Here is a 23,813-nt window from a genome sequence, read left to right on the forward strand (position 1 = left end):
CCCCACCCCGGGGTGTGTCGCTCGGGGTTCGGGCGCGGCTGCAGGTTCGCTTCTTGCAGGGTCTTCCATCGGCCCTGGAAGGGGCCCGTGGTGGCGAGGAGAACGTGGACGATGACTGATTTGATGGAGTTGTTCCGGCATTGGCATAGCGGCCGGTCCCAGGTGCAGATCTCGGCGGCGTTAGGGATCGACCGAAAAACGATCCGAAAGTACCTGGCGCCTGCGATCGCGGCCGGCATGATGCCCAGCAACGGTGAACGGTTCGACGAGCAGGTATGGCGAGAGCTGATCGTCAGTTGGTTCCCCGAGGTGGCCGACCCGACGATGCGGGCAGTGACGCGACCAGCGATCGCGGTGCACCACGAGTGGATCCACCAGCAGTTGGACGAGTCGGTGACCGTGGCGACCATTGCGCAACGGCTACGAGACGATCACGGCGTAGACGTATCAGAATCGTCGGTACGCCGATACGTGGCAACAGCATTCGCCGAACAAGTCGCTGAGCGCAAGGCAACGGTGCCGCGTGGAGCAGTCACGCCCGGCGAGGAGGCGCAGGTCGATTACGGCAAACTCGGCATGTGGCACGATCCTGTCGCCGATCGGCGAGTCACGGTCTGGGCATTCGCGATGATCTTGGCGTGTTCGCGGATGCTGTTTGTGCAACCGGTGCTGCGGATGGATCAATCATCTTGGTGCGCCTCGCATGTGGCGGCATTCGACTACTTCGGCGGCACCCCTACCCGGATCGTGTGTGACAACCTCAAGATCGGAGTCGAGCGGCCCGATCTCTACGATCCGAAGATCAACCGGGCCTACGCCGAGTTCGCGGCGTTCTACGACGTCGTGATCGACCCGGCACGCGCCCGCAAGCCCAAGGACAAACCACGGATTGAACGCCCCATGCCCTACATCCGGGACTCGTTCTGGCGGGGTCGCACTTTCACGTCGGTGCCGCAGATGCAAGATGCCGCAGTGGTGTGGTGTACCGAGGTGTACGGGCGTCATTCACATCGTGGAATCGATGGTATGCCTCCCATGGAGCTGTTCACCAAGGCTGAACAGTCAACCCTGAAACCGTTGCCGCCACGACGATTTGAGCATGTTGTCTATCACGTCGGGAAGGTCGCTGCGGACTGTCACGTCAAAGCGGGCAAAGCCCTGTACTCGGTGCCGTGGCGGTTGATCGGGCAGCGCGTCACCGTCCGCACCGCCGGCGACATCGTGCAGATCTTCGACGGCGACGAGGTAGCAGCTACCCACGTCCTGCACCTGACGGGCCGGTCGACGAACTTCGAGCACTACCCACCCCACAAAGTCGCCCATGCCCTGCAGACGGTGTCCTGGTGCCGTCGGCAAGCCGACGAGATCGGCCCCGACGCGGTAGCCGTCGTCGCCGAACTCTCTGAGCTCAACGCCCTCCACCGCTTACGGGCGATTCAAGGCATCGTGGGACTACGGAAGAACTATCCCGACCATCGGATCAATGCCGCATGCCACCGCGCTGTGCAGGTCGGCGATGTGCAGTACCGCACCATCAAAGGAATCCTGGTTGCCGGCACCGAAAACGAGGGAGCGCCCGCTCCGGCCACTACAGCCACCCCAGCGCTGCTCCGCGGCCCACAGGCCTTCGATACCGCATCAGGCCAATAACGGCCTGCCCTATTCACATTGATAGACAACCACTTTCAAGTCATCTAACCAAGGAACCGCTGCTATGACCATCCATGATCCCAGCCTGCGTGCCGCGCTGAAAACCCTGAAACTGGGCGGCATGCTCGACACTCTCGATGCTCGGCTGGCCCAAACCCGCGACGGCGGGCTCGGGCACCTGGAGTTCCTCCAAGTGCTCTGCGAAGACGAGATCTCCCGCCGAGAACACGCCGCTCTCGACCGACGACTTCGACGCGCCCGGTTCGAACAGCACGTCACCTTCGAAGACTTCGACTTCACCGCCAACCCGAAACTACCCGCCGCCATGCTTCGTGACCTCGCCGCCCTGCGGTGGCTCGATGCCGGGGAATCAGTCATCCTCTACGGGCCGGTCGGAGTCGGTAAAACCCATGTGGCACAGGCACTCGGCCACCAGGTCGCCCGGCGAGGCGTGGACGTACGGTTCGTTAAATGCGCACGCATGCTCGCTGACCTCGCCGGCGGCCACGCCGACCGCACGATCGGCCAACGCATGCGCGAATACACCCGCCCCGCGGTCCTCATCATCGATGACTTCGCCATGCGCGAGCACACCCCCACCGGCTCCGACGACCTCTACGACCTGGTCTCCGACCGGGCCATCGCCGGCAAGCCACTGATCTTGACCAGCAACCGCGCACCCAAGGACTGGTACCCACTATTTCCCAACCCGGTCGTCGCGGAATCGCTTCTCGACCGGCTGATCAACACCAGCCATCAGATCCTCATGGACGGGCCGTCCTACCGACCCCGGAAGCGACCCGGAACCCCCGCCAACAAGAACACCTGACCCCGCCCGGACTGCTCGGCTACGCTGAATCCAGCACGCTCGAACATGGGGAATTACGTGACGGAACCCCTGAGGAATTACGTGACCGTCGACATTCAATGCTCGCGCCAGTGCTCGGATGGGTTGGAACCATCGGAACCTTCGCTGTGTACCTCATGATGTCGCGCGGACGCCTGGATGCGAATTCGGTGACCTATGCTGCCGTCAACGCGGTGTGTGGACTGGCCGCGGGTGTTGCCGCAGCGTTGTACGGCGCCTGGCCGAGTGCCTCGGCGAGCCTGGCCTGGGCCGCGGTCGGTGCGTACACCCTCGTCGTCTGCCTGCGCCGGAAGGTGCGTCCGGCACCTGTCGTCGCCGTCGAATGCTCCTCGTCTGCAGCGTGATTCGACTATCGGGTGGCGCACGGGTCGGTGGTCACCGCGGGTTCGGTGCCGGGCGCTCAGGACTCCAGGACGCCGGCACCGACGATGCTCGAGCCGTAGACCCTCAGCTTTCGGTAGTCGACGGTGACCCGGGCGTGCCGGTAGGAGTCCCCGATCTCGCCGTCATGGGACATGACGACCGGCTCGGCGGAGTCGAACGAGAACTCGGGAACCTGTAGCTCCCGATAACAGCGTGACCGTTGCAGTCGGCCGGACAGCAGCCCAAAGGCTATGCGGGCGAATGCGAAACGCTTGCCTGCCACCAGGAACCGGATGTCGAGGAGCCCGTCGTCGAGACGTGCCCGACGCACCGGGGTGAATCCGGACGACCCGTACATGGAGTTGCCGAGGAGGAACAGCGACACGTCGAGTTCTTCGCCGTTGACGGTGATCCGTTGTGGGCGTTGATGTCGCAGCACATGCAGCAGTGCCGCCGCACTGGCCACCGTCCGGCCGGTGCGGTGGGCCAGGCGATCGCGGGTACGGACGAAATGCGGATAGGCACCCAGACTCACGGTGTTGAGTACGAGGTGATCGTCGTCGAGCCGGGCGACGTCGACGCGAGTGGTACGCCCCGACCGGATCGCGGCGATGGTGGCATCGACGTCGGGAGTACCGATGTCACGGGCGAAGTGATTGAACGTGCCGCCTGCGAAGACCGCCAGGGGGACATCGCGTTCGAGCGCGACGGCGGCCACGGTCGCCACCGTGCCGTCCCCACCGACCACACCGAGAACCCGGGCGTCGGTCGCCGTGCGCGCGCACCGGGCGACATCGTCGTCGGGGTCGAGTACGAGGATGCGGGCGGCCGGGAATGCGTCGGCGACCGAGTCGGCGAGGTCGGCACCGCGCCCGCCGCCGGACTTCGGGTTGACCAGCACCGTCATCCCCGCACCGTCGGAGATCTCGGGTGCGTCCTCCACGGTGGGCGCCGGGATGGAGATACGACGGCGGGTGATCGGCGGCGCGATCTGGCCGCCGATCGTGCCGACGGCGGCACCGATACCCAGGCCCAGCAACACGTCGCCGGGATAGTGGGCGCCGGTGGCGATCCGGGACAACCCGACCAGTCCGGCCAGCGCCGACACCACGAGACCGGCGGGAGCATCCTCGATGGCCATCCCGGTGGCGAACGCGGCGGCGCTGGCCGAGTGACCGGACGGCAACGAGTTCGATGTGGGCAGGCGCCGACCGCGGCGGGCCAGCGGAACGACCGTCGCCATCGGCCGGGGCCGGCGTCGGAGCCGTTTGGCGACCTGGTTGGTGACCAGGCTCGTGACGGCCAGCGAGGCCAGTCCCCGAACCGCGCCGCGCTGCAACCGAGGACGGCCGCTCAGTCCGCATGCCACCGCGATCGCCATCCACAGCTTTCCGTGATCGGCGGCGCGGGTGAGCGGGGGCATGGTGGCATCGAGCAGTTCGCTCGGGGACTGTGCGATCGCGTCGAAGACGGCGGCGTCGAGTGAACCGAGACCGTGGGTCACGTGACGAGTGCGACGTCGGAGTGCGGTGTGCCACGGAAGGATCCCAAGCGGGCGGACATCCATGGGAGCCACGCTACCTGCAACCGTCTGCGGCCCGGTCCGATCCGAAGCCGGCCGCGGTCGTCGGTGGGCCCGGGTCGGACCGCCGTGGGGTAGGGGAGTGGTGGGCCGGCGACCGACGGCCGCCGCCGGTGCCACACAACGAGTCAGGCCCCGTCACCGTGTGGTGACGGGGCCTGACTCGTGGAGAACTGGCGACTGCGTGTCAGTCGAGCGGGTTGCCGCCCTTTTCCTGCAGTTCGCGCAGTGCCTTGTGCTCGGCGAGCTCGTTGGCGTGCTCGTTCGCGATGTGCGCGGACTGCTCGTCGGCGGGGTCGGCCAGCAGGATCGAACCGGTACCGGGAGCACCGGCCGAACCCAGCTTGTTCATCCGCTTCGGGACAGCAGCGCCCTCGTACGGGAGCGGGATGGCGTGACCGTGGCTGTCGACCGGGCCGAGCGGCTGGTGCAGCTCGATGTACTCACCCTGCGGCAGGCGCTTGATGATGCCGGTCTCGATGCCGTGTGCCAGGACCGCACGGTCGCTGCGCTGCAGGGCCAGTGCCCAGCGGTAGGTGATGAAGTACACGATCGGCGGAAGCACGATCATGCCGATACGGCCGACCCAGGTGGTCGCGTTCAGCGAGACGTGGAACTTCAGCGCGATGATGTCGTTCATACACATCAGCGTCAGCAGGATGTAGAAGCTGAACGCCATCGCACCGATCGCGGTGCGCACCGGGGTGTCACGCGGACGCTGCAGCAGGTTGTGGTGGGCGTCGTCGCCGGTGAGGCGCTTCTCGATCCACGGGTAGGCGAACATGCCCGCGAACATCACGCCGATCACCACGACACACCAGAACACTGCCGGAATCGTGTAGTGACCCAGGTACAGCTCCCACGCTGGCATCAGTCGAACCAGACCGTCGGTCCACATCATGTAGATGTCGGGCTGAGAACCTGCCGACACCTGTGCCGGGTTGTACGGACCGAGCACCCACACCGGGTTGATCTGGAAGATACCCGCCATGATCGCCAGGATGCCGGTGACCACCGCGAACATCGCGCCACCCTTGGCGGCGAAGACCGGCATGATGCGCACGCCGACGACGTTCTTCTCGGTGCGGCCGGGGCCGGGGAACTGGGTGTGCTTCTGGTACCAGACCAGCGCGAGGTGCGCGCCGATCAGGGCCAGGATGATGCCCGGGAACAGCAGGATGTGCAGCACGTACAGGCGCGGGATGATGATCTCGCCCGGGAACTGGCCACCGAACAGCGCCCAGTGGATCCAGGTGCCGACCAGCGGGATGCCCAGGACGATACCGCTCATGGCGGCGCGAACGCCGGTACCCGACAGCAGGTCGTCGGGAAGCGAGTATCCGAAGAAGCCCTCGAACATCGCCAGGAGCAGCAGCAGGCAGCCGATGATCCAGTTGGCCTCGCGGGGGCGACGGAACGCACCGGTGAAGAAGATGCGTGCCATGTGGATGATGATCGACGCCGCGAACAGCAGGGCGGCCCAGTGGTGGATCTGGCGGACGAACAGGCCACCGCGCACCTCGAACGAGATGTTCAGCGTGGTCTCGTACGCGCGCGTCATCATCACGCCGTTGAGCGGCTCGTAGGCGCCGTGGTAGATGACCTCGCTCATCGACGGATCGAAGAACAGGGTCAGGTACACACCCGAGATCAGCAGGATGATGAAGCTGTAGAGGGCCACCTCACCCAGCAGGAAGGACCAGTGGGTGGGAAAGACCTTGTTGATCTGACGGCGCATGCCGGCGGCGAGGTGGTACCGCGAGTCCACCTCTTGGGCCTGCGGCGCGAGACGGTCTGCGAGGGTCATGACTTGCGCTCCCAGAATGCCGGTCCGACGGGTTCGATGAAGTTGCCACGGTTGATCGCGGCGTTGGCGACCAGGTAACCCTGATCATTCACCGTGATCGGCAGCTGCGCCAGGGCACGGGCCGCAGGACCGAAGACCGGCTTGGCCGAGTCGAGGGCGTCGAACTGCGACTGGTGGCACGGGCAGAGGATGCGGTTGGTGCGCTGCTCGTAGAGCGACGTCGGGCATCCGAGGTGGCTGCAGACCTTGGTGTAGGCGAAGTAGTCACCGTAGTTGAAGCTCTCCTGGCCCTTGCGCTTGATGACGGCATCGGCGTCGGCGGTGCGCAGGCGGATCAACATGACCGGGTTGCTGACGTAACGCAGACCCCAGATCAGCTTGTGGCGCGACTCCTCGGTCTCACCCAGGCCGTCCGACACACGCCATGGGAACACGGTCTCCATCGCGCCGGCGTCGAGATCCTCCGGACGGACCAGGGCCACCCGCAGCGGGTCACCCACGTCGCGACGCAGGAAGACGGTCTCGTTGGGATCGGACTTCGAGTTGTACATCGGAGCCCAGCCCGAGTTCCACAGGGGAGCGTCGTTGCGCTCGGCCCACGGGTTCTTGATGAACCCGCCGACGCTGGCGATCAGGCCGGTGAAGGCCAGAGCACCGAACGCGAACAGGCCGCTGCCGATGATCATCTTGCGACGACCCAGGGTGGAGGTTGTGCCGGTGTCGACGAGCTCGGCCACGATGGTGGCCTTGTCGACGTCACTGGAACCCGGACCGTCGTGACGGTCCTGCACCGAGATCTCCGACGGCAGGAATTTCTTGGTGATCAGGACCAGCGCGACGCCGATCGAGAGCACCGACAGACCGAAGGTGATGCCCAGCAGCGGGGTGTTGAGCGTGTACCACCAGTAGTCCGGGTCGTCCGGCATCGCGAATTCCCAGTGGTTCCATCCGAAGATGATGAAACACGCCAGGGCGGAGATACCGGAGACGGTCAGCCAGATCGCGACCTGGCGCTCGGCACGCTTCTCGACCCGGGTTCCCGGCTCGGGGTAGCGCTCGCCGCGGTGGATGATCTCCACCCCGTCGAGGTTGGTGCCGAGCTTGACCAGCTCGTCATTGCTCATCTGATCGAGTTCGTCCTTGGTCGGGACGTCCTTGTGATTGGCGCTCATGCTCGAGATCCCATCCACATCGCGCCGGCGACGATCGCGACCACGCCGACAAACCACATCACCATGCCCTCGGAGACCGGGCCGAAGCCGCCGATTCCCAGGCCGCCCTGCGGCTTGGACTCGGTGACGTACTTGACGAAGCCGATGATGTCCTTCTTCTCGTCCTCCGACAGCTGACGATTGGAGAACTTCGGCATGTTCTGCGGGCCGGTCAGCATCGCCGTGTAGAGCTGCTGCTCCTTGACGTCGTCGAGGGTCGGGGCGAACTTACCGCCCGACAGGGCGCCACCACGACCGGTGAAGTTGTGGCAGGAGGCGCAGTTGAGACGGAAGAGCTCACCGCCACGGCCGAGGTTCTCGCCGCGCAGGGACTCCTGGGCGACGACGCGCACACCGTTCTCGGTCTTGATCGACCCGTCGGGGTTGTGCTCGTAGATCACGGTCGGGCCGCCACCCATGGCCTGGATGTAGGCGCCGAGCTGATCGATCTGGGCGGTGGTGAACTTCGGAGGCTTGCGCTGCGCCTGGGCCTCGCCGCGGGCTGCGGGCATACGGCCGGTCGAGACCTGGAAGTACACCGCCGCGTCACCGACGCCGAGCAGCGACGGACCGCGGTCGGGAACACCCTGCAGGTTTGCACCGTGGCAGGTCACGCAGGAGGTTTCGTAAAGCTTCTTACCGCTCTGGACGAGGCTGGCGTCGGCGGCGTCGGCGGTGGCGACCTGCGGCTTCGGGGTCAGCAAGGACGCCAGGACGCCGGCCATCATGAGGCCGGCGAGCAGCAGGATCGCGCCGCTTGCGCGGCGGCGGAGCTTGCGTCGAGACTTCGCCTTCCGGGCGGTGCCGGTCGACGGCGACGAGTGGACCGGATCGACCGCGTCGGCTGCATCGCTATCCGACGAGCGCGGTGGAGATGAACTCATCTGTATCTCTCTACTAGCGGACGGACTGTGTGTGGTTTTGCGGGTCGCCCCGCGTGAGGATTTCCATCCTCAGGGTTCGGTCGGGGGACCGAACTCAACGGATGAAGTAGATCGTCACGAACAGGGCGATCCACACGATGTCGACGAAGTGCCAGTAGTAGGACACGACGATGGCGGCGGTTGCCTGGGCTGGGGTGAACTTGGAGAGCTTGGTACGGATCAGCAGGTAGATGAAGGCCACCAGACCGCCGATCACGTGCATACCGTGGAAGCCGGTCGCCATGTAGAACACCGAGCCGTACGCACTCGACGAGAGCGTGGTGCCCTCGTGCACCAGGTGGTAGTACTCGTACCCCTGGCCGGCGACGAAGAAGGCGCCCATCAGGAAGGTCAGGACGTACCACCGTCGCAGACCGAAGACGTCGCCGCGCTCGGCGGCGAACACACCCATCTGGCACGTGACCGACGACAGGATCAGAACCGTGGTCACGGGGATGGCGAGGGCGAGATTGAGCTCGGTGGGCTCCGGCGGCCAGCCGTCCACAGGGTTGGCATTGGCACGCGCGACGAAATACATCGCAAACAGGCCTGCGAAGAACATGAGCTCACTGGACAGCCACACAATCGTGCCGACACTCACCATATTTGGGCGGTTCAGTGAGTGCACGCGCGCAGTGATGGCTGTTCCCGAGGTACCTACAGCGCTAGTCACAGGTTGAAGTATGACGGTTCGTAGTACGCGGTGACCACTTGGGTCCGAGATTGGTGGGAACTTTTTCTCTTCCCGCTGGTCGCAGGCCATCGCGAGGGCCGGTCGGCGTGTCCCGAACAGCGCCCTGCCCCGATCGAGACGGCCCCTCGTTCTCATGGTTGGCTCAGGGAATGGCGCTATCGGGAGACGGATCGGGCAGCGGGGAGCAGATGTCGGGTCCGCGTGACCTCAACGGCCGGCCGGTGTCGAGGACACGGTGGCAGCGGATGACGGCGCGGCTGGGCCGTGCCGGTGAGGAAGGACTGGCCACCGACGACCCGGAGCTGGTGACCATCGTCGGCTCGCTGGACGACGCGGTGTCGAGTGCGACCCTGCTGTCGGAGTCGGCGTGGGAACCGGAACAGCAGGTGGTGCTGCGGCATCTGCTGATGTTGCCGACGACCCGGGTGGCCGAGGCGGTCGCGGTGGCCGGTCTCGACGGCTATGCCGCGATGGATGTCTCCGACACCGACCGGGACTGGGCGGCGACCGCACCGATGTTCAGTGGACCGGCCCCGGCCCAGTCCGAACTCGTCGTCCTCGGGCGGGTGCAGCTGATCGACGCGATGCACCTGTCACAGGAGCGTTCGCGGATGGCGAGCCTGGGTTCCCGGCACGGCGGGGTGGCGCTGGGCTGGCAGGTGTGGCAGCGCGCGTCCTCGAGCTGACGACCCGGCCATTAAGGTGCTTGGTGTGAGCAACGCGCAGACGTATACGTGGCCGCAGATCCTCGGCCGGGTCACCGATGGCATCGACCTGACGGTCGAGGAGGCCACCTGGGCGATGAACGAGATCATGACCGACAGCGCGACCGGGGCCCAGATCGCCGCGTTCGGTGTCGGCGTGAAGATGAAGGGCGCCGCACCTGCGGAGTTGCGCGGTCTCGCCGCGGCCATGCTCGACCATGCCGTCCCGGTCGCGGTGTCGCGTCCGGCGGTGGATGTGGTCGGCACCGGCGGCGATCGGTCGCACACGGTCAACATCTCGACGATGACGTCGGTGGTGATCGCCTCGGTCGGTGTGGCCGTGGTCAAGCACGGCAACCGTGCGGCGTCGTCGAAGAGCGGTGGCGCCGATGTGCTCGAGGCGCTGGGTGTGGAGATCGGGCTCGGTGCCGAGGCCGTGGCCCGGTGCGTCGACGAGGTGGGCATCGGATTCTGCTTCGCCCCGGTGTTCCACCCGGCATTCCGGTTCACCGGCCCGCCGCGCAAGCAGATCGGCATCCCGACCGTGTTCAACGTGCTCGGACCGCTGACCAATCCGGCCCGGCCCGCACGCGGCCTGATCGGGTGTGCCTTCCCCGACCTCGCCCCGGTACTCGCGCGGACCTTCGCCGAGCGGGGATCGTCGGTGCTGGTGGTGCGCGGCGACGACGGCCTCGACGAGCTCACCACCACCGCGACGTCGACGGTGTGGCAGGTCGTCGACGGTCAGGTCGTCGAGCTGACCCTCGATCCGCGCGAGCTGGGCATCGAGTTGGTCGAGCTGTCGGCACTGCAGGGTGGCGATGCGACGGTGAACGCCGTGATCGCCCGCGAACTGTTCGCCGGGACCACCGGGCCGGTGTGCGATGCCGTGCTGCTGAACGCGGCCGGCGCGATCGTGTCGGCGGAGATGACCGCGCCGTTCGACGATGCGGGTCTGGTCGCGGCGATGGCCGAGGCCAAGGACCGGGCCGCACAGGCCATCGACTCCGGTGCGGCCACTGCGCTGCTGGAGCGGTGGGCGGCCCTCACCCAGGAACTGGGCGCGCAGTCCTGACCGGGGTCTGCACCCCCGTCGCCGCACTCCTCCCTATATAAGGAGAAACAGATGTGCCCGGGTCGCCGACGCGGCCCGGGCACAGTGCTGTCTGGAGTGCGGTCGTTCAGGCCTCCCCGATCGAGAACCCGCCCTCGACCTCGGAGCTGGAGTAGCTGCGGAATGCGATGTGGGTGGCGGTGCGGGAGACACCGGGCAGCCGGTTGATCCGGCCGGTCACCACGTTCGCGATCTCCTCGTGGTCGCGGACCCGGACCTTGGCGATCAGGTCGACGTCGCCGGCACACGAGTACACCTCGGTCACGCCGGGGATGTCGGCGACGGCCTGCGCGGTCTCCGGGATCTGGTGGACGTCGGCGTGGATCAGGACGATGGCGGTGATCATGGCCTCAGCCTAGTCGGGCGTGCTCGCGTGCCCGGCGTGCCGCGTCGGACCAGTGGGCCCAGGCACACGCCGACCCGGCGGGCACCGCGAACGGGTCGGTGGTCGCGACGATCCGGCCGCCCGGTTCGGTGACCCACCGATAGAGAAGGCCGGTCTCCTCGGCCGGTGCGCCGGCCAGGGGGCCGTCGCCGGGGATCACCGTCTCCGCGCAGGCCCGCAGCGCCTCGACGACGGGCATCGGGGCCACCCCGCGGCGGGCGGTGCCGGCCGCGGCCAGCCGGCCGTGCCGGATCACCGCGAACTCCCAGCCGCCGGCACCGTCGGGGCGGGCCACGACGATCTCGGCGATCGCGGCCAGCGCCGCGAGCCGCTGACACCGGGCCAGTGCGTCGATGCACGCGGCGAGCCGGTCGCGGTGGCGTGCGGCGGTCTCGAACATGTGCGCCTCGGTGTAGTGGTCGAGTTGTCCGACGAGGGGGTCCATCAGATCGTTGCGCCGACCGCGGAGCAGATCGTGGGCGGCGGTCACCCGCGGCAGGTACTCGGTGAGGGTCTGCGGGGTGGCCGCTGCGGCGGCACAGCCCCCGACCTCGTCGCCGCCGTCGGCGGCGGTACGACACCAGTGGTGGGTCGCCGAGGCCGGCAACCGGTGCCGGCAGGTGCGCAGACCGGCGGCCGCCGAGATCAGGTCGGCGATCTCGGTGGCGCGCGTGCGGTTGGCGATCGGTCCCACGGCGTCGTCGGTGGCGGTGCGCGTGACCCGCAGGCGGGGGAAGCGTTCGGCGGTCAGCTCGATCCACCAGCCGCGGTGCGGCTGTCGGGAGCGCCGGTTGTAGGCGGGTGCGTGGGCTGCGATCAGCCGGAGCTCGCGGACGGCGGCCTCGAGCGGATGGGCGCACTCGACGTGGTCGACGCGGACCGCCAGCCGCACCATCTCGCCCATGCGTCGCCGGGGGTCGCCGCCGGTGAAATAGGACAGCACCCGGCGTCGCAGATCGCTCGCGGTACCGACATAGAGGACCTCCGACGCGGGGCCGCGGAAGAGATAGACGCCGGGGCGGTTCGGCAGGTGCTGCGCCAGATGCCGTTTCGCGCGGAGTTCGGGGTCCGAGCGGGGGAGGTAGGCGGTCAGGTCGCCGTAGGTCCGCACGCCCTGGTTGCCGATGCGCTCGAGCAGGTGGTGGAGCACCTCGACGGTGGCGCGGGCGTCGTCGAGCGCGCGGTGGGTGGGGCGGGTGGACACCCCGAACAGATCGGCCAGGGCGCCGAGCTTGACCGTGGGTGCCTCGTCGCGGGCCAGGACGCGGCGGGCCAGCCGCACCGTGCACAGGCTGGTGGGGAACGGGAAGTCCTGATGGAGCCGGGTGGCGGTGTGCCGGAGGAAGCCCATGTCGAAGCGGGCGTTGTGCGCCACCAGGATCGAACCGCGCGCGAACTCGACGAAGGACGGGAACACCTCGTCGATCCGCGGGGCGTCGTAGACCATCGCCTCGGTGATCCCGGTGAGCGAGACGATCTGCGGAGGGATCGCGCGGCCCGGGTCGACCAGGGTGGCGAACTCGCCGAGGACCTCGCCGCCCCGGATCTTGACCGCACCGATCTCGGTGATGCGGTCGTTCGCCGGATCGCTGCCGGTGGTCTCGAGGTCCACCACGACCATCGTCGTGTCGAACAGGGCGACTTCGCCGAACGCATCGCCCGCGGCTGCGTCACCCCACGCGTCGGACTCCGACGCGTCGAGATCGGTGAACGAGAGTTGATCGGCGTCTACCAGCACACCGCGAACAGTAGTTCGAGCCACCGACAGGGACTTGTGGGGCCGGTGTGACAGGAGGGGGATTCGCCGATGTGTTCGGTTTTGTCGGTGGTCGTTCCTACTGTGACGGGTGACGGCGGTCGACGAGGATCGTCGCCGTCCCGGAGCCCCGGGACGGTCCCGGTTGGCCGGTTTTCACCCGCCCGACACCGAAATGAGATGGAGATCACAGATGTACATCGAGTGCAGCAACTGTCCAGCTCGTCGGCACGCCTGCGACGGATGCATGATGAACGTCCTCTTCGGGCCTGTGAGCAGCGAAGACGGGGGTGTGGCCGGGCCTGCCGATGCGGCCTTCGACGAGTCGATGGCCGACGCCGAGATCCGTTCGGCCATCGATGTATTCACATCGGCTTCAATGGCGACCAGGTCGGCTGCACGATCGGCAATGGGGACCATCGGCCCTGCTAGCAGGGCCGGAGCCGGGCCTGTCCTGAAGATTCTCCGCGCGGGATGATTTCGGGCGCGGCGACGCCTCCGTGTCCCCCAGTGGACAGACCCGCATCCTTTTTCGTAACCTTTCCGAGACCTTCGCGGAGCGTCCTGCTTCACCAAGAAGTAGTCCACGAAGATCACCGCTCAATCGCCCGCATGGGCGAACCGGGGAACCACAGTTTTCGGAGCGATCCGAATTGGGGTGAATCGCGCTCTGGACACCGATCACGGTGACCAGATCCGTGTAGGGCCATTCTTCCGGCCCGAACCCGACAGCTAACTCGGTAGGCGGTAGAGGGAGAAACAAAAGGAGAAGTCTTTTCGTGGGCAAACACCGTCTGGAACAGCCGAGTCGCGGTGGCAGCGTCGCCAAGAAGGCGATGATCGCGGGATCGCTGACCGTCGGATCGCTCGCCGTCGCCGCGGGCCCGGCTCTTGCCGCCCCGGCGCCCAGCGCGACCATCGAGATCCCGAATCTCGGTAAGTTCACGCTGCCGGGTGTCGATCAGAAGCAGGTTCCGAACCAGTTCCGTCCGGGCAGCCTCCCGGGCCTGGTGACGCCGACCCTGACCGCCGGTGAGAAGGCCGTGAAGGCCGCCGAGAGCAAGATCGGTTCGCCCTACAGCTACGGTGCCGCGGGCCCCAACGCCTTCGACTGTTCGGGCCTCGTCTACTGGTCCTACCAGCAGGCCGGTAGGACCATCCCGCGCGACAGCTACGGACAGCTCGGTGGCGGACGTGCGGTGTCCTACTCGGATGCGCGTCCCGGCGACGTCCTGATCTTCAACGGTGGCGGCCATGCCGGCATCTACATCGGCAACGGCCAGTTCATCCATGCGTCCACCTACGGCGTTCCGGTCAAGAAGGCCGCCGTCAACGAGTGGTCGCTCGTCGGAGTTCGGCGGTACTGATCCGCGATCGACGACGACGTGTGAACATGGATCGGGCGGATCGCGGTACTCGCGGTTCGCCCGAACCCGTACTCCGGGTGGATCGTTCGAGATCGACCGGAGACGATGTTCGGAACCTGGGGGATCCGGCGTGATGACGACCGGCAAGGAAGTGTGGTGACGCCCGTGGAAGCGGGAAAGGCGATCGTGGGGAAGCGGTCGGGACGGTTGGCGCTGGGTACGGCGCTGTGTGCACTGACGGTGGCCGTCGCACCACCGTTGGGATTTGTCCACGCGCCCGAGGCGGCGGCTGCCCCGGTGCAGACCGCCGATCAACTCCTCGCGCGCTACCAGAAGCTCAGCCAGCAGGCCGAACAATCGGCCGAGGCGATGCACAATGCGCAGATCGAGTACGACAAACAGCGCCGCATCGTCGCCGACTCCAAGCGTGCCTCGGCCGACGCCCAGCAGTCGCTGACCGCGTCCGAGAAGTCGCTGGCCACCCTGCAGCAGCGATTCGATGCCGTGGTCCGAGCCAGTTACATGGGCCGGCGCACCAACGACATGTACGCCGTGCTCACCAGTGACTCGCCGCAGACCCTGCTCGACCAGATGTCCGGGCTCGAGCTCGTCGCCCGCCGGTCGGCGGCGGACCTGAACGAACTGAAGACCGTGCGCGCGCAGACCGTCGCCAAGCGGACCGCCGCCGATGAGGCCGCCGCCCGGGCGACGCAGGCCGTCTCCGATGCCGAACGCGTCCGTGGTGATCTGCAGAAGCAGCGCGCCGAGTTGCAGTTGCAGGCCGCGCAGATCCGGGTGATCTATTCCTCGATGACCGGCAAACAGCTTGCCGCACTGGCCGGCCCGAAGTTCGACTTCGATCCGCGGGCGGTCCCCAGGGGCACCGCGCCGGCACTCGTCGCGGTGCAGGCCGCACTCACCCGGATCGGTGACCCCTACGTGTGGGGTGCCACCGGCCCGGACTCGTTCGACTGCTCCGGCCTGATGGTCTGGGCGTTCAAGCAGGCGGGCAAGACCCTGCCCCGCTCGAGCGAGGCGCAGAACGCCGCCGGCACCCCGGTCGACCGCAACAACCTGCAGCCCGGCGACCTGATCATCTACTACCCGGATGCCCATCACGTCGGCATGTACGTCGGCGAAGGCTACGTGATCCACGCATCCACCTTCGGTGTCCCGGTCAAGGTCGTCCCGCTCGACGACGCCGGACCCTTCAGCGCCGCACGGCGTTACTGAAGCGTCCCGCGTTGCGCGTCGAGCGATCCCGCGCGGCGGTGACCGTGGTCACCCTCGCGGTGACCCTGGCCGTCGGGCTGACGGCATGCGGTGACACCACGGGTTCCGGTGGTGCGCCATCCGGTTCGGCCCGGTCCGGATCCGGTTCGGCCGCCCCGACCGCGACGAACGTCTACCTCCAGCAGCGCGCCCAAGGGGTGCAGGCGCTGCTGGACCGGCTGTCGCACGTCCTCGTCGAGGGCCGCGAGGGTGCCCTCGACGTCCTGATCGACGAGGCTGCGAGCCCGGCGTTCCGGACATCGGTGCAGACCGCCTGGGCCGACCTGTCGTCGGCGGCCCCGGCGCCCGAGCGGGCAGCCCGCCTGCGGATGCGCACCCTGCGCTATCAGCTCGCTCCCACCGAGGAGGCCGAGACCCTGGTACCCGCAGCGGTCCAGGAACGTCTCGACGCGCAGGGCAGCACCGACTCCTGGGTCGCCCCGGTCGAGATGCACTTCGCCCTCGGTGGCGCGCGGACGCCCGGGATCGACGAGGAGGAGGTGGTGATCGCCTCCCAGGTGGTCGTCGCCCGCTACCCCGACACCACCGGTACCGGCGACTCCTGGCGACTCGTCGGTGATGCCTCCCTCGTCGGCGAACCATCTCCGCCACAACAGATCTGGTCGTTCCCCGGGCTTGCGGTGCAGGATGTGCCGACCGCCGGCGGTACCTCGGTGATCGCCTCCTACCCGGACACCGCGGCGCTGGATCGCCGGGTCGCGGGACTGCTGCCCGGTGCGGTCGACGCGGTGAGTGCCTTCTGGGGCGACGACTGGGCACGCCGGGCAATCGTGGTGACCACCGCCACCGACGAGCAGTTCGCCGGACTCGCCGGGGCCGGTCACGGTGTGGACGGTGCCGCCGCGGCCACCGTCTACGCCCGGGTCGACGTCTCCCAGCACGTCGCCACCGGCCAGCGCGTGATCCTCACCCCGCAGGCGGCCGACCTCGCCGCACCGACCCTCGGGGTGGTGCTCCGCCACGAGCTCACCCATGTGGCCACCCGATCGGTGACCGCCGCGGCGGCACCGATGTGGCTCACCGAAGGTGTCCCGGAGTACGTGGGCCGCAAGGGAACCCACACCCGTGCGGCCGATGCCGCACCCGATCTGGCGGCGGCGGTCCGCGACGGCCACACCCCGACGGCATTGCCTGCCGACGACGCGTTCGCGGTGAACTCGGAGAGCGCACGGCTGGCCTACCAGTCGGCGTGGTCGGTGGCGGCCTTCGTCGCCGACCGGTTCGGTGAGGACCGGCTCAAGACCCTCTACACCGGGGTCGCGGCCTCCGGAGACACCGCCCGGCAGGATGTCGCGATCCGTGCGGCGCTCGGGATCGATCGAACCCAATTGGTGGCCCGCTGGCGGGCATGGCTGGAAGCAGAGATGCGCTGATGTCGCGAACCCTGTTGGTGACCAACGACTTTCCGCCGCGCCCCGGCGGTATCCAGTCGTACCTGCAGAATCTGGTCGATCTGCTCGACCCCGCCGACATCGTCGTCTACGCCCCGCGCTGGCGCGGGGACTCGCACACCGAGTTCGATGCGAGCGTGCCCTACCGGGTGCACCGGCACCCCACCACGCTGATGCTGCCCACCCCGGCCGTCGCGCGGCGCGCCGCCCGCATCATCGCCGAGGAGGAGATCTCGACGGTCTGGTTCGGGGCCGCCGCCCCGCTGGCCGTACTCGCCCCGCAGATGCGCCGCGCCGGTGCCCGGCGCGTGATCGCCAGCACCCACGGCCACGAGGTCGGCTGGTCGATGCTGCCCGGCGCCCGGCAGGTCTTGCGCCACATCGGCGATCACACCGACCTCGTCACCTTCGTCAGCCGCTACACCCGTGGCCGGTTCGCATCGGCGTTCGGCGCGCAGGCCGCACTCGAATATCTGCCGCCCGGTGTGGATGTCACCCGATTCGCGCCGAATCCGGCGGCGCGTGACCGGATTCGGGAGCAGTTGGGGATCGGTGAGCGCCCTGTCGTCCTGTGCCTGTCGCGGCTCGTACCCCGTAAGGGTCAGGACATGCTGATCCGGGCACTCCCGCTGATCCGAACCGAGATCGCCGACGCGGTCCTGGTGATCGTCGGCGGTGGCCCGTATGCCGAGACCCTGCACCGCATCGCCGACGACGAGGGGATCGCCGAGCACGTCGTGTTCACCGGGTCGGTGCCCGCCGACGACCTGCCGGCCTTCCATGCGAGCGCCGACGTGTTCGCGATGCCGTCCCGGACCCGGGCCGGCGGACTCGACGTCGAAGGACTGGGGATCGTCTACCTCGAGGCGTCGGCGAGTGGTGTGCCGGTGGTGGCCGGTGACTCCGGGGGAGCGCCGGAGACCGTACGTGAGGGGATCACAGGGACCGTCGTGGACGGTACCGATGTGCCGGCGCTGGCCCTCGCGGTGATCTCGATCCTGTCCGACCGTCAGGCCGCCGCCGAGATGGGTAGGCAGGGCAGGCTTTTCGTCGAGCAGCAGTGGCAGTGGACGCAACAGGCGGCGCGCCTGCGACAGCTGCTCTGAGCTGTCACCGACGCGCCGCCCGGTGGGAAGCGCCTGCTACTTCTTGGTGTAGATCTCTTCGATGTCGCCGGAGAACTTGTCCACCACCACGTTTCGCTTGACCTTCAGCGTTGGCGTCATCTCGCCGGTCTCCTCGCTGAAGTCGGCGGGCAGGATGCGGAACTTCTTGATCGCCTCGGCATGTGAGACGGTCTTGTTGGCCTCGTCGACCGCGGCCTGCACCTGACCGCGGAGATCGGGGTCGTTCGCGAGATCGGAGACCGACGCGTCGGCCGGCTTTCCGTTGCGTTCCTTCCAGCCCGGGAAGGCTTCCGGATCGATCGTGATGAGTGCTGCCACAAAGGGTTTCGCGTCGCCCACCACAACCGCCTGGGAGACCAGGGAATCGGCCCGGATGACGTCCTCGAGTCCGGCCGGGGAGACGTTCTTGCCGCCGGCGGTGACGATGAGTTCCTTCTTGCGGCCGGTGATGGTGATGTAGCCCTCCGAATCCACCGAGCCGAGGTCGCCGGTGTGGAACCAGCCGTCCTCGATCGCGGTGGCGGTGGCCTGCGGGTTGCGCCAGTACTCACCGAACACGACCCGTCCGCGCAGCATGATCTCGCCGTCCTCGGCGATCCGGACCGTGTTGCCCGCCAGCGGTCGGCCCACGGTGCCGACCTTCACGTGATCGGGGGTGTTCACCGCGAACGCGGCGGTGGTCTCGGTCAGGCCGTAGCCCTCGTAGACCGGGATGCCGATACCGCTGAAGAAGAAGCCCAGGCGAGCTCCGAGCGGGGCGCCGCCGGAGATGGCCAGCTCACACACGCCACCGAGGGCTGCCCGCAGCTTGGCGTAGACCAGCTTGTCGAAGATGGCGTGCTTGACCTTGAGCACCAGGCCGACGTTGCCGTCCTGACGTGCGGCCGCGTACTCGATGGCGGTCTCGGCGGCCAGGTCGAAGATCTTGCCCTTGCCGTCGTCGTGTGCCTTCTGCCGGGCGGTGTTGTAGACCTTCTCGAACACGCGTGGTACCGACAGGATGAGCGACGGCTTGAACACCGCGAACTCGGGCACGAGGTTCGGGATGTCGTTGGTGAAGCCGACTTCCACGTGCGCCTCGATGGCGACGAGGGTGATGGCGTGGGCCAGCACGTGCGCCAGCGGGAGGAACATCAGCATCCGCTTGCCGTCGACGAGCAGGGTGTTGAGGCTGCTCTCGAGCACACCGCGCACCTCCGACAGCATGTTGGAGTGGCTGAGCTCACAACCCTTCGGGCGGCCGGTGGTGCCCGAGGTGTAGATCAGGGTGGCCGGATCGGTGGCGCGCACCGAGGTACGGCGCTTGGTGATCTCCTCGTCGGAGATCTCGACACCGGCCGCGGTGAGGGCCTCGACCGCCCCCGGGCCGTCGGCGGTGTCGATCTGGATCACGCGGACCTCCTGTTCGAGGCCCTCGATCGACTCGAACAGCTTTCGATGCGCGTCGTCCTCGAGGATGATCGTGGTGGCACCGGAATCACGGAGGATCCACTCGATCTGGGCGGCCGACGACGAATCGTAGATCGGCACGGTGATGGCCCCGGCCGACCAGATCGCGAAGTCCAGCAGGATCCACTCGATGCGGGTGCGCGAGAGCAGCGCGACGCGGTCGCCCTGGCCCACACCCGATGCGGCCAGTCCCTTCGCGAGCGCGGTGATCTGGGCGGTGGCCTCGTCGGCGCGCACCGGTGCCCAGTCGGCGCCCTGTTTGAGCCGGAAGACCGTGTGGGCCGGGGTGCGTTCGGCGATGCCGAAGATGAGCGAGGCGGCATTCTCATCCTCGCCGATGGTGAACTTCGCGGGCGCACTGAACTCACTCATAGGGGGCGAACCTTTCGACCTCGTCTTTGGGTTACTCCATGGTAACCGGGAGACCCGCCTGTTCGGCGCAAGCCTCGCAGACCGGATCGGACAACGATGTTTGTGCAGTTCACGATCTCCCCGCGGGGTACCCCGGAGAGGGGAGTGCCTACCTGTGGTCGGGGCGAGTATGTGAAGCTAGGAGGCGTGACGAGCATTCAGGTGGCCGACGACACGTTCGTGGCCGCGGCTCCGGCAGTGGCGGCCGAGGTGGTCGGTGATCGGGCACGATGGCGCCGCTGGTGGCCGGATCTGCGGCTCGAGGTGGTCGAGGACCGCGGGGCGCAGGGGGTGCGGTGGCGCGTCGACGGACCGCTGACCGGAACCATGGAGATCTGGTGTGAGGCCGTGATGGACGGATTCGTCCTGCACTACTTCCTCCACGCCGAGCCGACGGGATCGCTGCCCGCCGACGCCCGCGCCCGTGCCGAGGACCTCGCCGAGCGCAACCGGCGACGCCGCGTGGCCGGCAAGGTGATGGCGTTCGAGGTCAAGGACCTCCTGGAGGACGGACGTGCACCCGGCGAACCCGCCGCGGTGGCCGCCGGCGGACAGGCAGGTGTCTGATGGCCGACCACACCGAGCGGTCGATCGTGGTCAACGCCGACGCCGACGACGTGATGGGCGTGATCGCCGACTTCGCGCACTACCCGGAATGGGTGGGGGCCGCGCACGAGGTGGAGGTCCTCGGTCGCGACACCGAGGGCCGCGCCGACCGGGTGCGCTTCGTCCTCGACGCGGGCGTCCTGCAGGACACCTACGTCCTGCGCTACACCTGGGACGCCGACGGCACCGGTGTGTCGTGGCGATTGGAATCGAGTGACCTGCAACGGGATCAGCGAGGCCGGTACGACGTGGTCCAGCAGGTTCCGGGGTCGAGCAAGGTGACCTACTCGCTCATGGTGGACCTGCTCGTCCCGATGATCGGGCAGCTCAAGCGCCGCGCCGAGAAGGCCATCACCGACGCCGCCCTCAACGACCTGAAGAAGAGGGTCGAAGGCTGATCGATCTGACTCCGATCCATGTGGTGCTGGGGCCGGGGGGTTCCGGGGTGTCGGCGGTCGCGGCCGCCGGCGCACTCGGACGTGCCCGCACCGCCCATCGCGCCGTACCGCCGCTGGGCCGACCCGACCGGCACACCCTGCTGATCACCGCCGACCGCTGGTCGCCGACAGCGGAGATGCTCGGCGTGTTCAGCGTCCCCGACGAGCCGGTGGTGGTGTCGTCGGGTCTGCACCTGCTCACCCTGGACCGGCTGACCGCCGTCGAGTCGGCGTGGTCGGCGTTCACCGCCGTCCTCGGCCTCGGCGTCCGCACGTCGAAGTCCGCGACGGCCGCGGTCACCGCGCTGATCGGGATCGACGCCGCCGAACTCACCGCACTTCCCGGCGTCGAGGACTTCCTGCTGTTGCGCCGCATCCGCGACGAGGCGACCGGGGGCAGCTGGGAGCGGATCGTCGTCGATCTGTCGGGCGTTGCCGACCCGTACGCGCTGCTCCGGGCGCCCACCGTGTTCGGTCAGGCACTCGAGCGGCTGTGGCCGCGGCATCGGCGGCTGGCCGCGGCGTCGGAGAAGTCGGCGTCGGCACAGGTCGGTGCGGCGTTGGAGACCATCGCCCGCGACTGCGACGACATCACCGAGCTGCTCGGCGACCCCAGTGTGATCGCCGTGCACCTGCTGGCCACCCCCGATGCCCGCGGGGCCCGGCTGATGCATCGGCACCTGGCGCTGGCGGACCTGATGGGGCTGCCGGTCCGGTCGGTGATCGTCAACGAGGGGGTGCGGTCCGGAGGCGGAGCAGAGCTGCCCGCAGTCGACGATTCCGATGTGACCATGGTGGGTGTCGCGGCGTCGCCCTTGCCGCTGGATCGTCCGGCACGGCTCCGCAAACTCGGTGTGTCGCTGGCCGAACCGGACGGCCGTCCGCGCGGTTCGGGCGCCGCACACGTGGTGCAGACCTCCGCCGACGGTCTGGACTCCACATTCGAACTGTCCTGGCGGCAACGCTTGCCCGACCCGCAGCGGTTCGGCCTCGGGCGGTCCGGCGACGACCTGCTGGTGACCGTCGACGGCTTCCGGCACGCGGTGCGTCTGCCGTCGGTGCTGCGCCGCTGCCAGGTGTCCGACGCCCAGTGGGACGGCACTCGGCTGTCGGTGGGGTTCCGGCCCGATCCGGCGGTGTGGCCACGCGGCGGACGGACCTGACCGACGATCGGTCCGCGCCGCCGACGACGTCGCCGACCTCTGCTGCAGGCGGCCCGGTCCACCGGGTACGGTGCTCTTGCACGAGCACCGGACAGGAGCGCATGCCCACATGAGCACCGATCAGAACGACCGTACCGGGGGAGCGTCGGAGTCCGGCGACCCGTTGCGGGACCTGCTGCTCGGTCTGGCCACCCAGATCGACCATCTCGCCGCATGGGTGGGCGGGGCGTCGGCCGATCCCGGTGCCGCGGTGGCCGCCGGCGGAATGCTGTTGCGCGAGAGCCTCGGTGCCGAGGTCGCAGGCGAGATCACCACGCTGATGCGCGAGATCGGCGATCTGCTGGCCCGGCTCATCGCGGCGCTGATCGCGGTGCTGGAGGCGATCGCCGCAGCCCTCCGCAGTGCCCCGACCACCACCGCGGCAACCCCGCGCCGCTATCAGCCGATCGAGGTCCGCATCGACGTCGCCGCCCCGCGGACCCCGCCCGAAACAGGAGACGAGAAGTGATGGGCGAGTTGACGATCGGGATCGACATCGGCGGCACCAGCGTGCGTGCCGCGGTGGTCGACGACCGTGGCACCATGCTCGACACGCTGCGCGCGGCCACCCCGGCGACGGCGACCGCCCTCGAACACTGTCTCGACCGGCTCGTCGGCGAACTCGTCTCGCGCTGGTCGGCCAAGGCGGTCGGCGTGGCCATCGCCGGATTCCTCACCCCGGACCGCGAGGTGGTGCGGTTCGCCCCGCACCTGGCGTGGCGGGAGGCCCGTGTCGCCGAGGAGATGACGCACCGGATCGGCATCCCGGTGTTCACCGAACACGACGCCAACGCCGCGGCCATCGCCGAGCAGCGCTTCGGTGCCGCCGCCCGCGGACACAACGTGCTCGTCCTCGCGATCGGTACCGGCATCGGTGCGGGCCTGCTGATCGACGGCGAGATCTACCGTGGGAGTTTCGGTGTCGCACCGGAACTCGGCCACCTCACCGTCGTCCCCGACGGCCGGCCGTGTTCGTGCGGGAAGCGGGGATGTTGGGAGCGGTACTGCAGCGGTACCGCCCTGGTCGACACCGTCGTGGAGTTGCTCGCCGACAAAGACTGGGGCCGTAGTCAACTCGCCGCCGACGTCGCCGCCGACCCCGGGTCGCTGACCGGCCGCCGGGTGGCCGGTGCCGCCGCCGACGGGGACGCCGTGGCCGTGGCCGCCTTCGCCGCCTTCGCCGCATCGCTGGGGCAGGGTCTGGCGATGATCGCCGACATCTTCGATCCCGACCTGATCGTGATCGCCGGTGGTGTCGGGGCGGCGTCGGGTCACTACCTCGACGAGGCGCGCGAGCACTACTCGCGGTTGGTCACCGGTGCCGGGCATCGTCAGCTGGCCCGCATCCGCGGTACGCAACTCGGCGAGAACGCCGGTGTGCTCGGGGCCGCCGAGGTCGCGCGCCGCGGACTGGCGGCGGCGTCCGGGCGCACCCCGGATGCGATGACGTCGGCTGCGGCGGGTGAGTAGAGT

General features: G+C 68.2%; 23 protein-coding genes and 1 riboswitch. Of the genes, 14 read left to right on the plus strand and 9 right to left on the minus strand.

Translation table 11 applies throughout. The features are described 5' to 3' along the window. Positions 1 to 111 precede the first annotated feature (111 nt). The 3 genes from istA (at position 112) to Q9K23_RS23085 (ending at position 2,862) form a co-directional block, all read left to right on the plus strand. Complete coding sequence (gene istA / locus Q9K23_RS23075) at positions 112 to 1,650, plus strand: IS21 family transposase (protein WP_053777406.1); 1,539 nt, start codon at positions 112 to 114, stop codon at positions 1,648 to 1,650. Positions 1,651 to 1,714: 64 nt separating this feature from the next. Then, positions 1,715 to 2,479: an IS21-like element helper ATPase IstB gene (gene istB, locus Q9K23_RS23080; protein ID WP_020793145.1), complete on the plus strand. Its 765-nt coding sequence runs from the start codon at positions 1,715 to 1,717 to the stop codon at positions 2,477 to 2,479. A 188-nt stretch (positions 2,480 to 2,667) separates the two neighbouring features. Then, entirely contained in the window at positions 2,668 to 2,862 is a 195-nt protein-coding gene (locus tag Q9K23_RS23085; RefSeq protein ID WP_152972746.1) for a hypothetical protein, read from the plus strand. Positions 2,863 to 2,918: 56 nt separating this feature from the next. On the opposite strand, the gene Q9K23_RS23090 is transcribed toward Q9K23_RS23085, so the two are convergent. The 5 genes from Q9K23_RS23090 to Q9K23_RS23110 all read right to left on the minus strand — a co-directional run bounded on the left by Q9K23_RS23090 (position 2,919) and on the right by Q9K23_RS23110 (position 9,077). Continuing rightward, complete coding sequence (locus Q9K23_RS23090; RefSeq protein ID WP_053777383.1) at positions 2,919 to 4,448, minus strand: bifunctional phosphatase PAP2/diacylglycerol kinase family protein; 1,530 nt, start codon at positions 4,446 to 4,448, stop codon at positions 2,919 to 2,921. A gap of 202 nt (positions 4,449 to 4,650) precedes the next feature. Then, positions 4,651 to 6,270, minus strand: a complete 1,620-nt coding sequence (locus Q9K23_RS23095) for a cytochrome bc complex cytochrome b subunit (RefSeq protein WP_053777382.1) — start codon at positions 6,268 to 6,270, stop codon at positions 4,651 to 4,653. Continuing rightward, a complete protein-coding gene (locus tag Q9K23_RS23100; RefSeq protein ID WP_053777381.1) occupies positions 6,267 to 7,442 on the minus strand; it encodes a ubiquinol-cytochrome c reductase iron-sulfur subunit in 1,176 nt (391 codons plus the stop codon). Before Q9K23_RS23100 ends, Q9K23_RS23095 begins: the two co-directional genes overlap by 4 nt. Beyond that, positions 7,439 to 8,365: a cytochrome c gene (locus Q9K23_RS23105; protein WP_020789913.1), complete on the minus strand. Its 927-nt coding sequence runs from the start codon at positions 8,363 to 8,365 to the stop codon at positions 7,439 to 7,441. The genes Q9K23_RS23100 and Q9K23_RS23105 overlap by 4 nt, the downstream gene beginning before the upstream one ends. A gap of 94 nt (positions 8,366 to 8,459) precedes the next feature. Continuing rightward, positions 8,460 to 9,077, minus strand: a complete 618-nt coding sequence (locus Q9K23_RS23110) for a heme-copper oxidase subunit III (protein ID WP_187343552.1) — start codon at positions 9,075 to 9,077, stop codon at positions 8,460 to 8,462. Positions 9,078 to 9,247: 170 nt separating this feature from the next. Between Q9K23_RS23110 and Q9K23_RS23115 the strand changes: the two genes are divergently transcribed. Next, positions 9,248 to 9,784 carry a hypothetical protein gene (locus tag Q9K23_RS23115; protein ID WP_261977941.1) on the plus strand — a complete coding sequence of 179 codons (537 nt, stop codon included), beginning with the start codon at positions 9,248 to 9,250 and terminating at the stop codon, positions 9,782 to 9,784. 25 nt (positions 9,785 to 9,809) lie between these two features. Continuing rightward, positions 9,810 to 10,877 carry an anthranilate phosphoribosyltransferase gene (trpD, locus tag Q9K23_RS23120; protein WP_053777379.1) on the plus strand — a complete coding sequence of 356 codons (1,068 nt, stop codon included), beginning with the start codon at positions 9,810 to 9,812 and terminating at the stop codon, positions 10,875 to 10,877. Between the two features lie 106 nt (positions 10,878 to 10,983). Here trpD and Q9K23_RS23125 read toward each other — a convergent pair whose 3' ends face one another. From Q9K23_RS23125 to Q9K23_RS23135, 3 genes are all read right to left on the minus strand, one after another. Continuing rightward, a complete protein-coding gene (locus tag Q9K23_RS23125) occupies positions 10,984 to 11,262 on the minus strand; it encodes an Lrp/AsnC ligand binding domain-containing protein (protein ID WP_020789911.1) in 279 nt (92 codons plus the stop codon). A gap of 4 nt (positions 11,263 to 11,266) precedes the next feature. Next, entirely contained in the window at positions 11,267 to 13,039 is a 1,773-nt protein-coding gene (locus Q9K23_RS23130) for a DEDD exonuclease domain-containing protein (RefSeq protein WP_162128775.1), read from the minus strand. Between the two features lie 174 nt (positions 13,040 to 13,213). Continuing rightward, entirely contained in the window at positions 13,214 to 13,477 is a 264-nt protein-coding gene (locus Q9K23_RS23135; protein WP_020790742.1) for a hypothetical protein, read from the minus strand. 167 nt (positions 13,478 to 13,644) lie between these two features. Further along, a riboswitch (cyclic di-AMP (ydaO/yuaA leader) is annotated at positions 13,645 to 13,819 on the plus strand. Positions 13,820 to 13,836: 17 nt separating this feature from the next. Here Q9K23_RS23135 and Q9K23_RS23140 point away from each other — a divergent pair. The 4 genes from Q9K23_RS23140 to Q9K23_RS23155 all read left to right on the plus strand — a co-directional run bounded on the left by Q9K23_RS23140 (position 13,837) and on the right by Q9K23_RS23155 (position 18,214). Then, the gene (locus Q9K23_RS23140; RefSeq protein WP_020790743.1) at positions 13,837 to 14,424 is read left to right on the plus strand and encodes a C40 family peptidase; all 588 of its coding nucleotides are present in this window, start codon (positions 13,837 to 13,839) and stop codon (positions 14,422 to 14,424) included. Positions 14,425 to 14,577: 153 nt separating this feature from the next. After that, a complete protein-coding gene (locus tag Q9K23_RS23145; protein WP_053777405.1) occupies positions 14,578 to 15,657 on the plus strand; it encodes an NlpC/P60 family protein in 1,080 nt (359 codons plus the stop codon). Positions 15,658 to 15,668: 11 nt separating this feature from the next. Beyond that, a complete protein-coding gene (locus Q9K23_RS23150; RefSeq protein WP_152972745.1) occupies positions 15,669 to 17,090 on the plus strand; it encodes a hypothetical protein in 1,422 nt (473 codons plus the stop codon). Continuing rightward, positions 17,090 to 18,214 carry a glycosyltransferase family 4 protein gene (locus Q9K23_RS23155; RefSeq protein WP_053777377.1) on the plus strand — a complete coding sequence of 375 codons (1,125 nt, stop codon included), beginning with the start codon at positions 17,090 to 17,092 and terminating at the stop codon, positions 18,212 to 18,214. The genes Q9K23_RS23150 and Q9K23_RS23155 overlap by 1 nt, the downstream gene beginning before the upstream one ends. A gap of 36 nt (positions 18,215 to 18,250) precedes the next feature. Here the strand turns inward: Q9K23_RS23155 and Q9K23_RS23160 are convergent, their stop codons facing one another. After that, positions 18,251 to 20,056 (minus strand): long-chain fatty acid--CoA ligase, encoded by a 1,806-nt coding sequence (locus Q9K23_RS23160; RefSeq protein ID WP_020794238.1) that lies wholly within the window; start codon positions 20,054 to 20,056, stop codon positions 18,251 to 18,253. Positions 20,057 to 20,227: 171 nt separating this feature from the next. Here Q9K23_RS23160 and Q9K23_RS23165 point away from each other — a divergent pair, with 171 nt between their 5' ends. From Q9K23_RS23165 to Q9K23_RS23185, 5 genes are all read left to right on the plus strand, one after another. Continuing rightward, positions 20,228 to 20,662 (plus strand): hypothetical protein, encoded by a 435-nt coding sequence (locus Q9K23_RS23165; protein ID WP_174519083.1) that lies wholly within the window; start codon positions 20,228 to 20,230, stop codon positions 20,660 to 20,662. Further along, positions 20,662 to 21,099: an SRPBCC family protein gene (locus Q9K23_RS23170; protein ID WP_020794652.1), complete on the plus strand. Its 438-nt coding sequence runs from the start codon at positions 20,662 to 20,664 to the stop codon at positions 21,097 to 21,099. Before Q9K23_RS23165 ends, Q9K23_RS23170 begins: the two co-directional genes overlap by 1 nt. 20 nt (positions 21,100 to 21,119) lie before the next feature. Further along, positions 21,120 to 22,301, plus strand: coding sequence for an ArsA-related P-loop ATPase (locus Q9K23_RS23175; protein ID WP_053777375.1), 1,182 nt, complete (start codon positions 21,120 to 21,122; stop codon positions 22,299 to 22,301). Between the two features lie 109 nt (positions 22,302 to 22,410). After that, positions 22,411 to 22,809 (plus strand): hypothetical protein, encoded by a 399-nt coding sequence (locus tag Q9K23_RS23180; RefSeq protein ID WP_053777374.1) that lies wholly within the window; start codon positions 22,411 to 22,413, stop codon positions 22,807 to 22,809. Further along, on the plus strand, positions 22,809 to 23,810 hold the full coding sequence (locus Q9K23_RS23185; RefSeq protein ID WP_053777373.1) for an ROK family protein: 1,002 nt from the start codon (positions 22,809 to 22,811) through the stop codon (positions 23,808 to 23,810). Before Q9K23_RS23180 ends, Q9K23_RS23185 begins: the two co-directional genes overlap by 1 nt. Positions 23,811 to 23,813: the final 3 nt, after the last annotated feature.

Source organism: Gordonia sp. NB41Y, from assembly GCF_030718915.1.
In the GTDB taxonomy this organism is placed as follows: domain Bacteria; phylum Actinomycetota; class Actinomycetes; order Mycobacteriales; family Mycobacteriaceae; genus Gordonia; species Gordonia desulfuricans.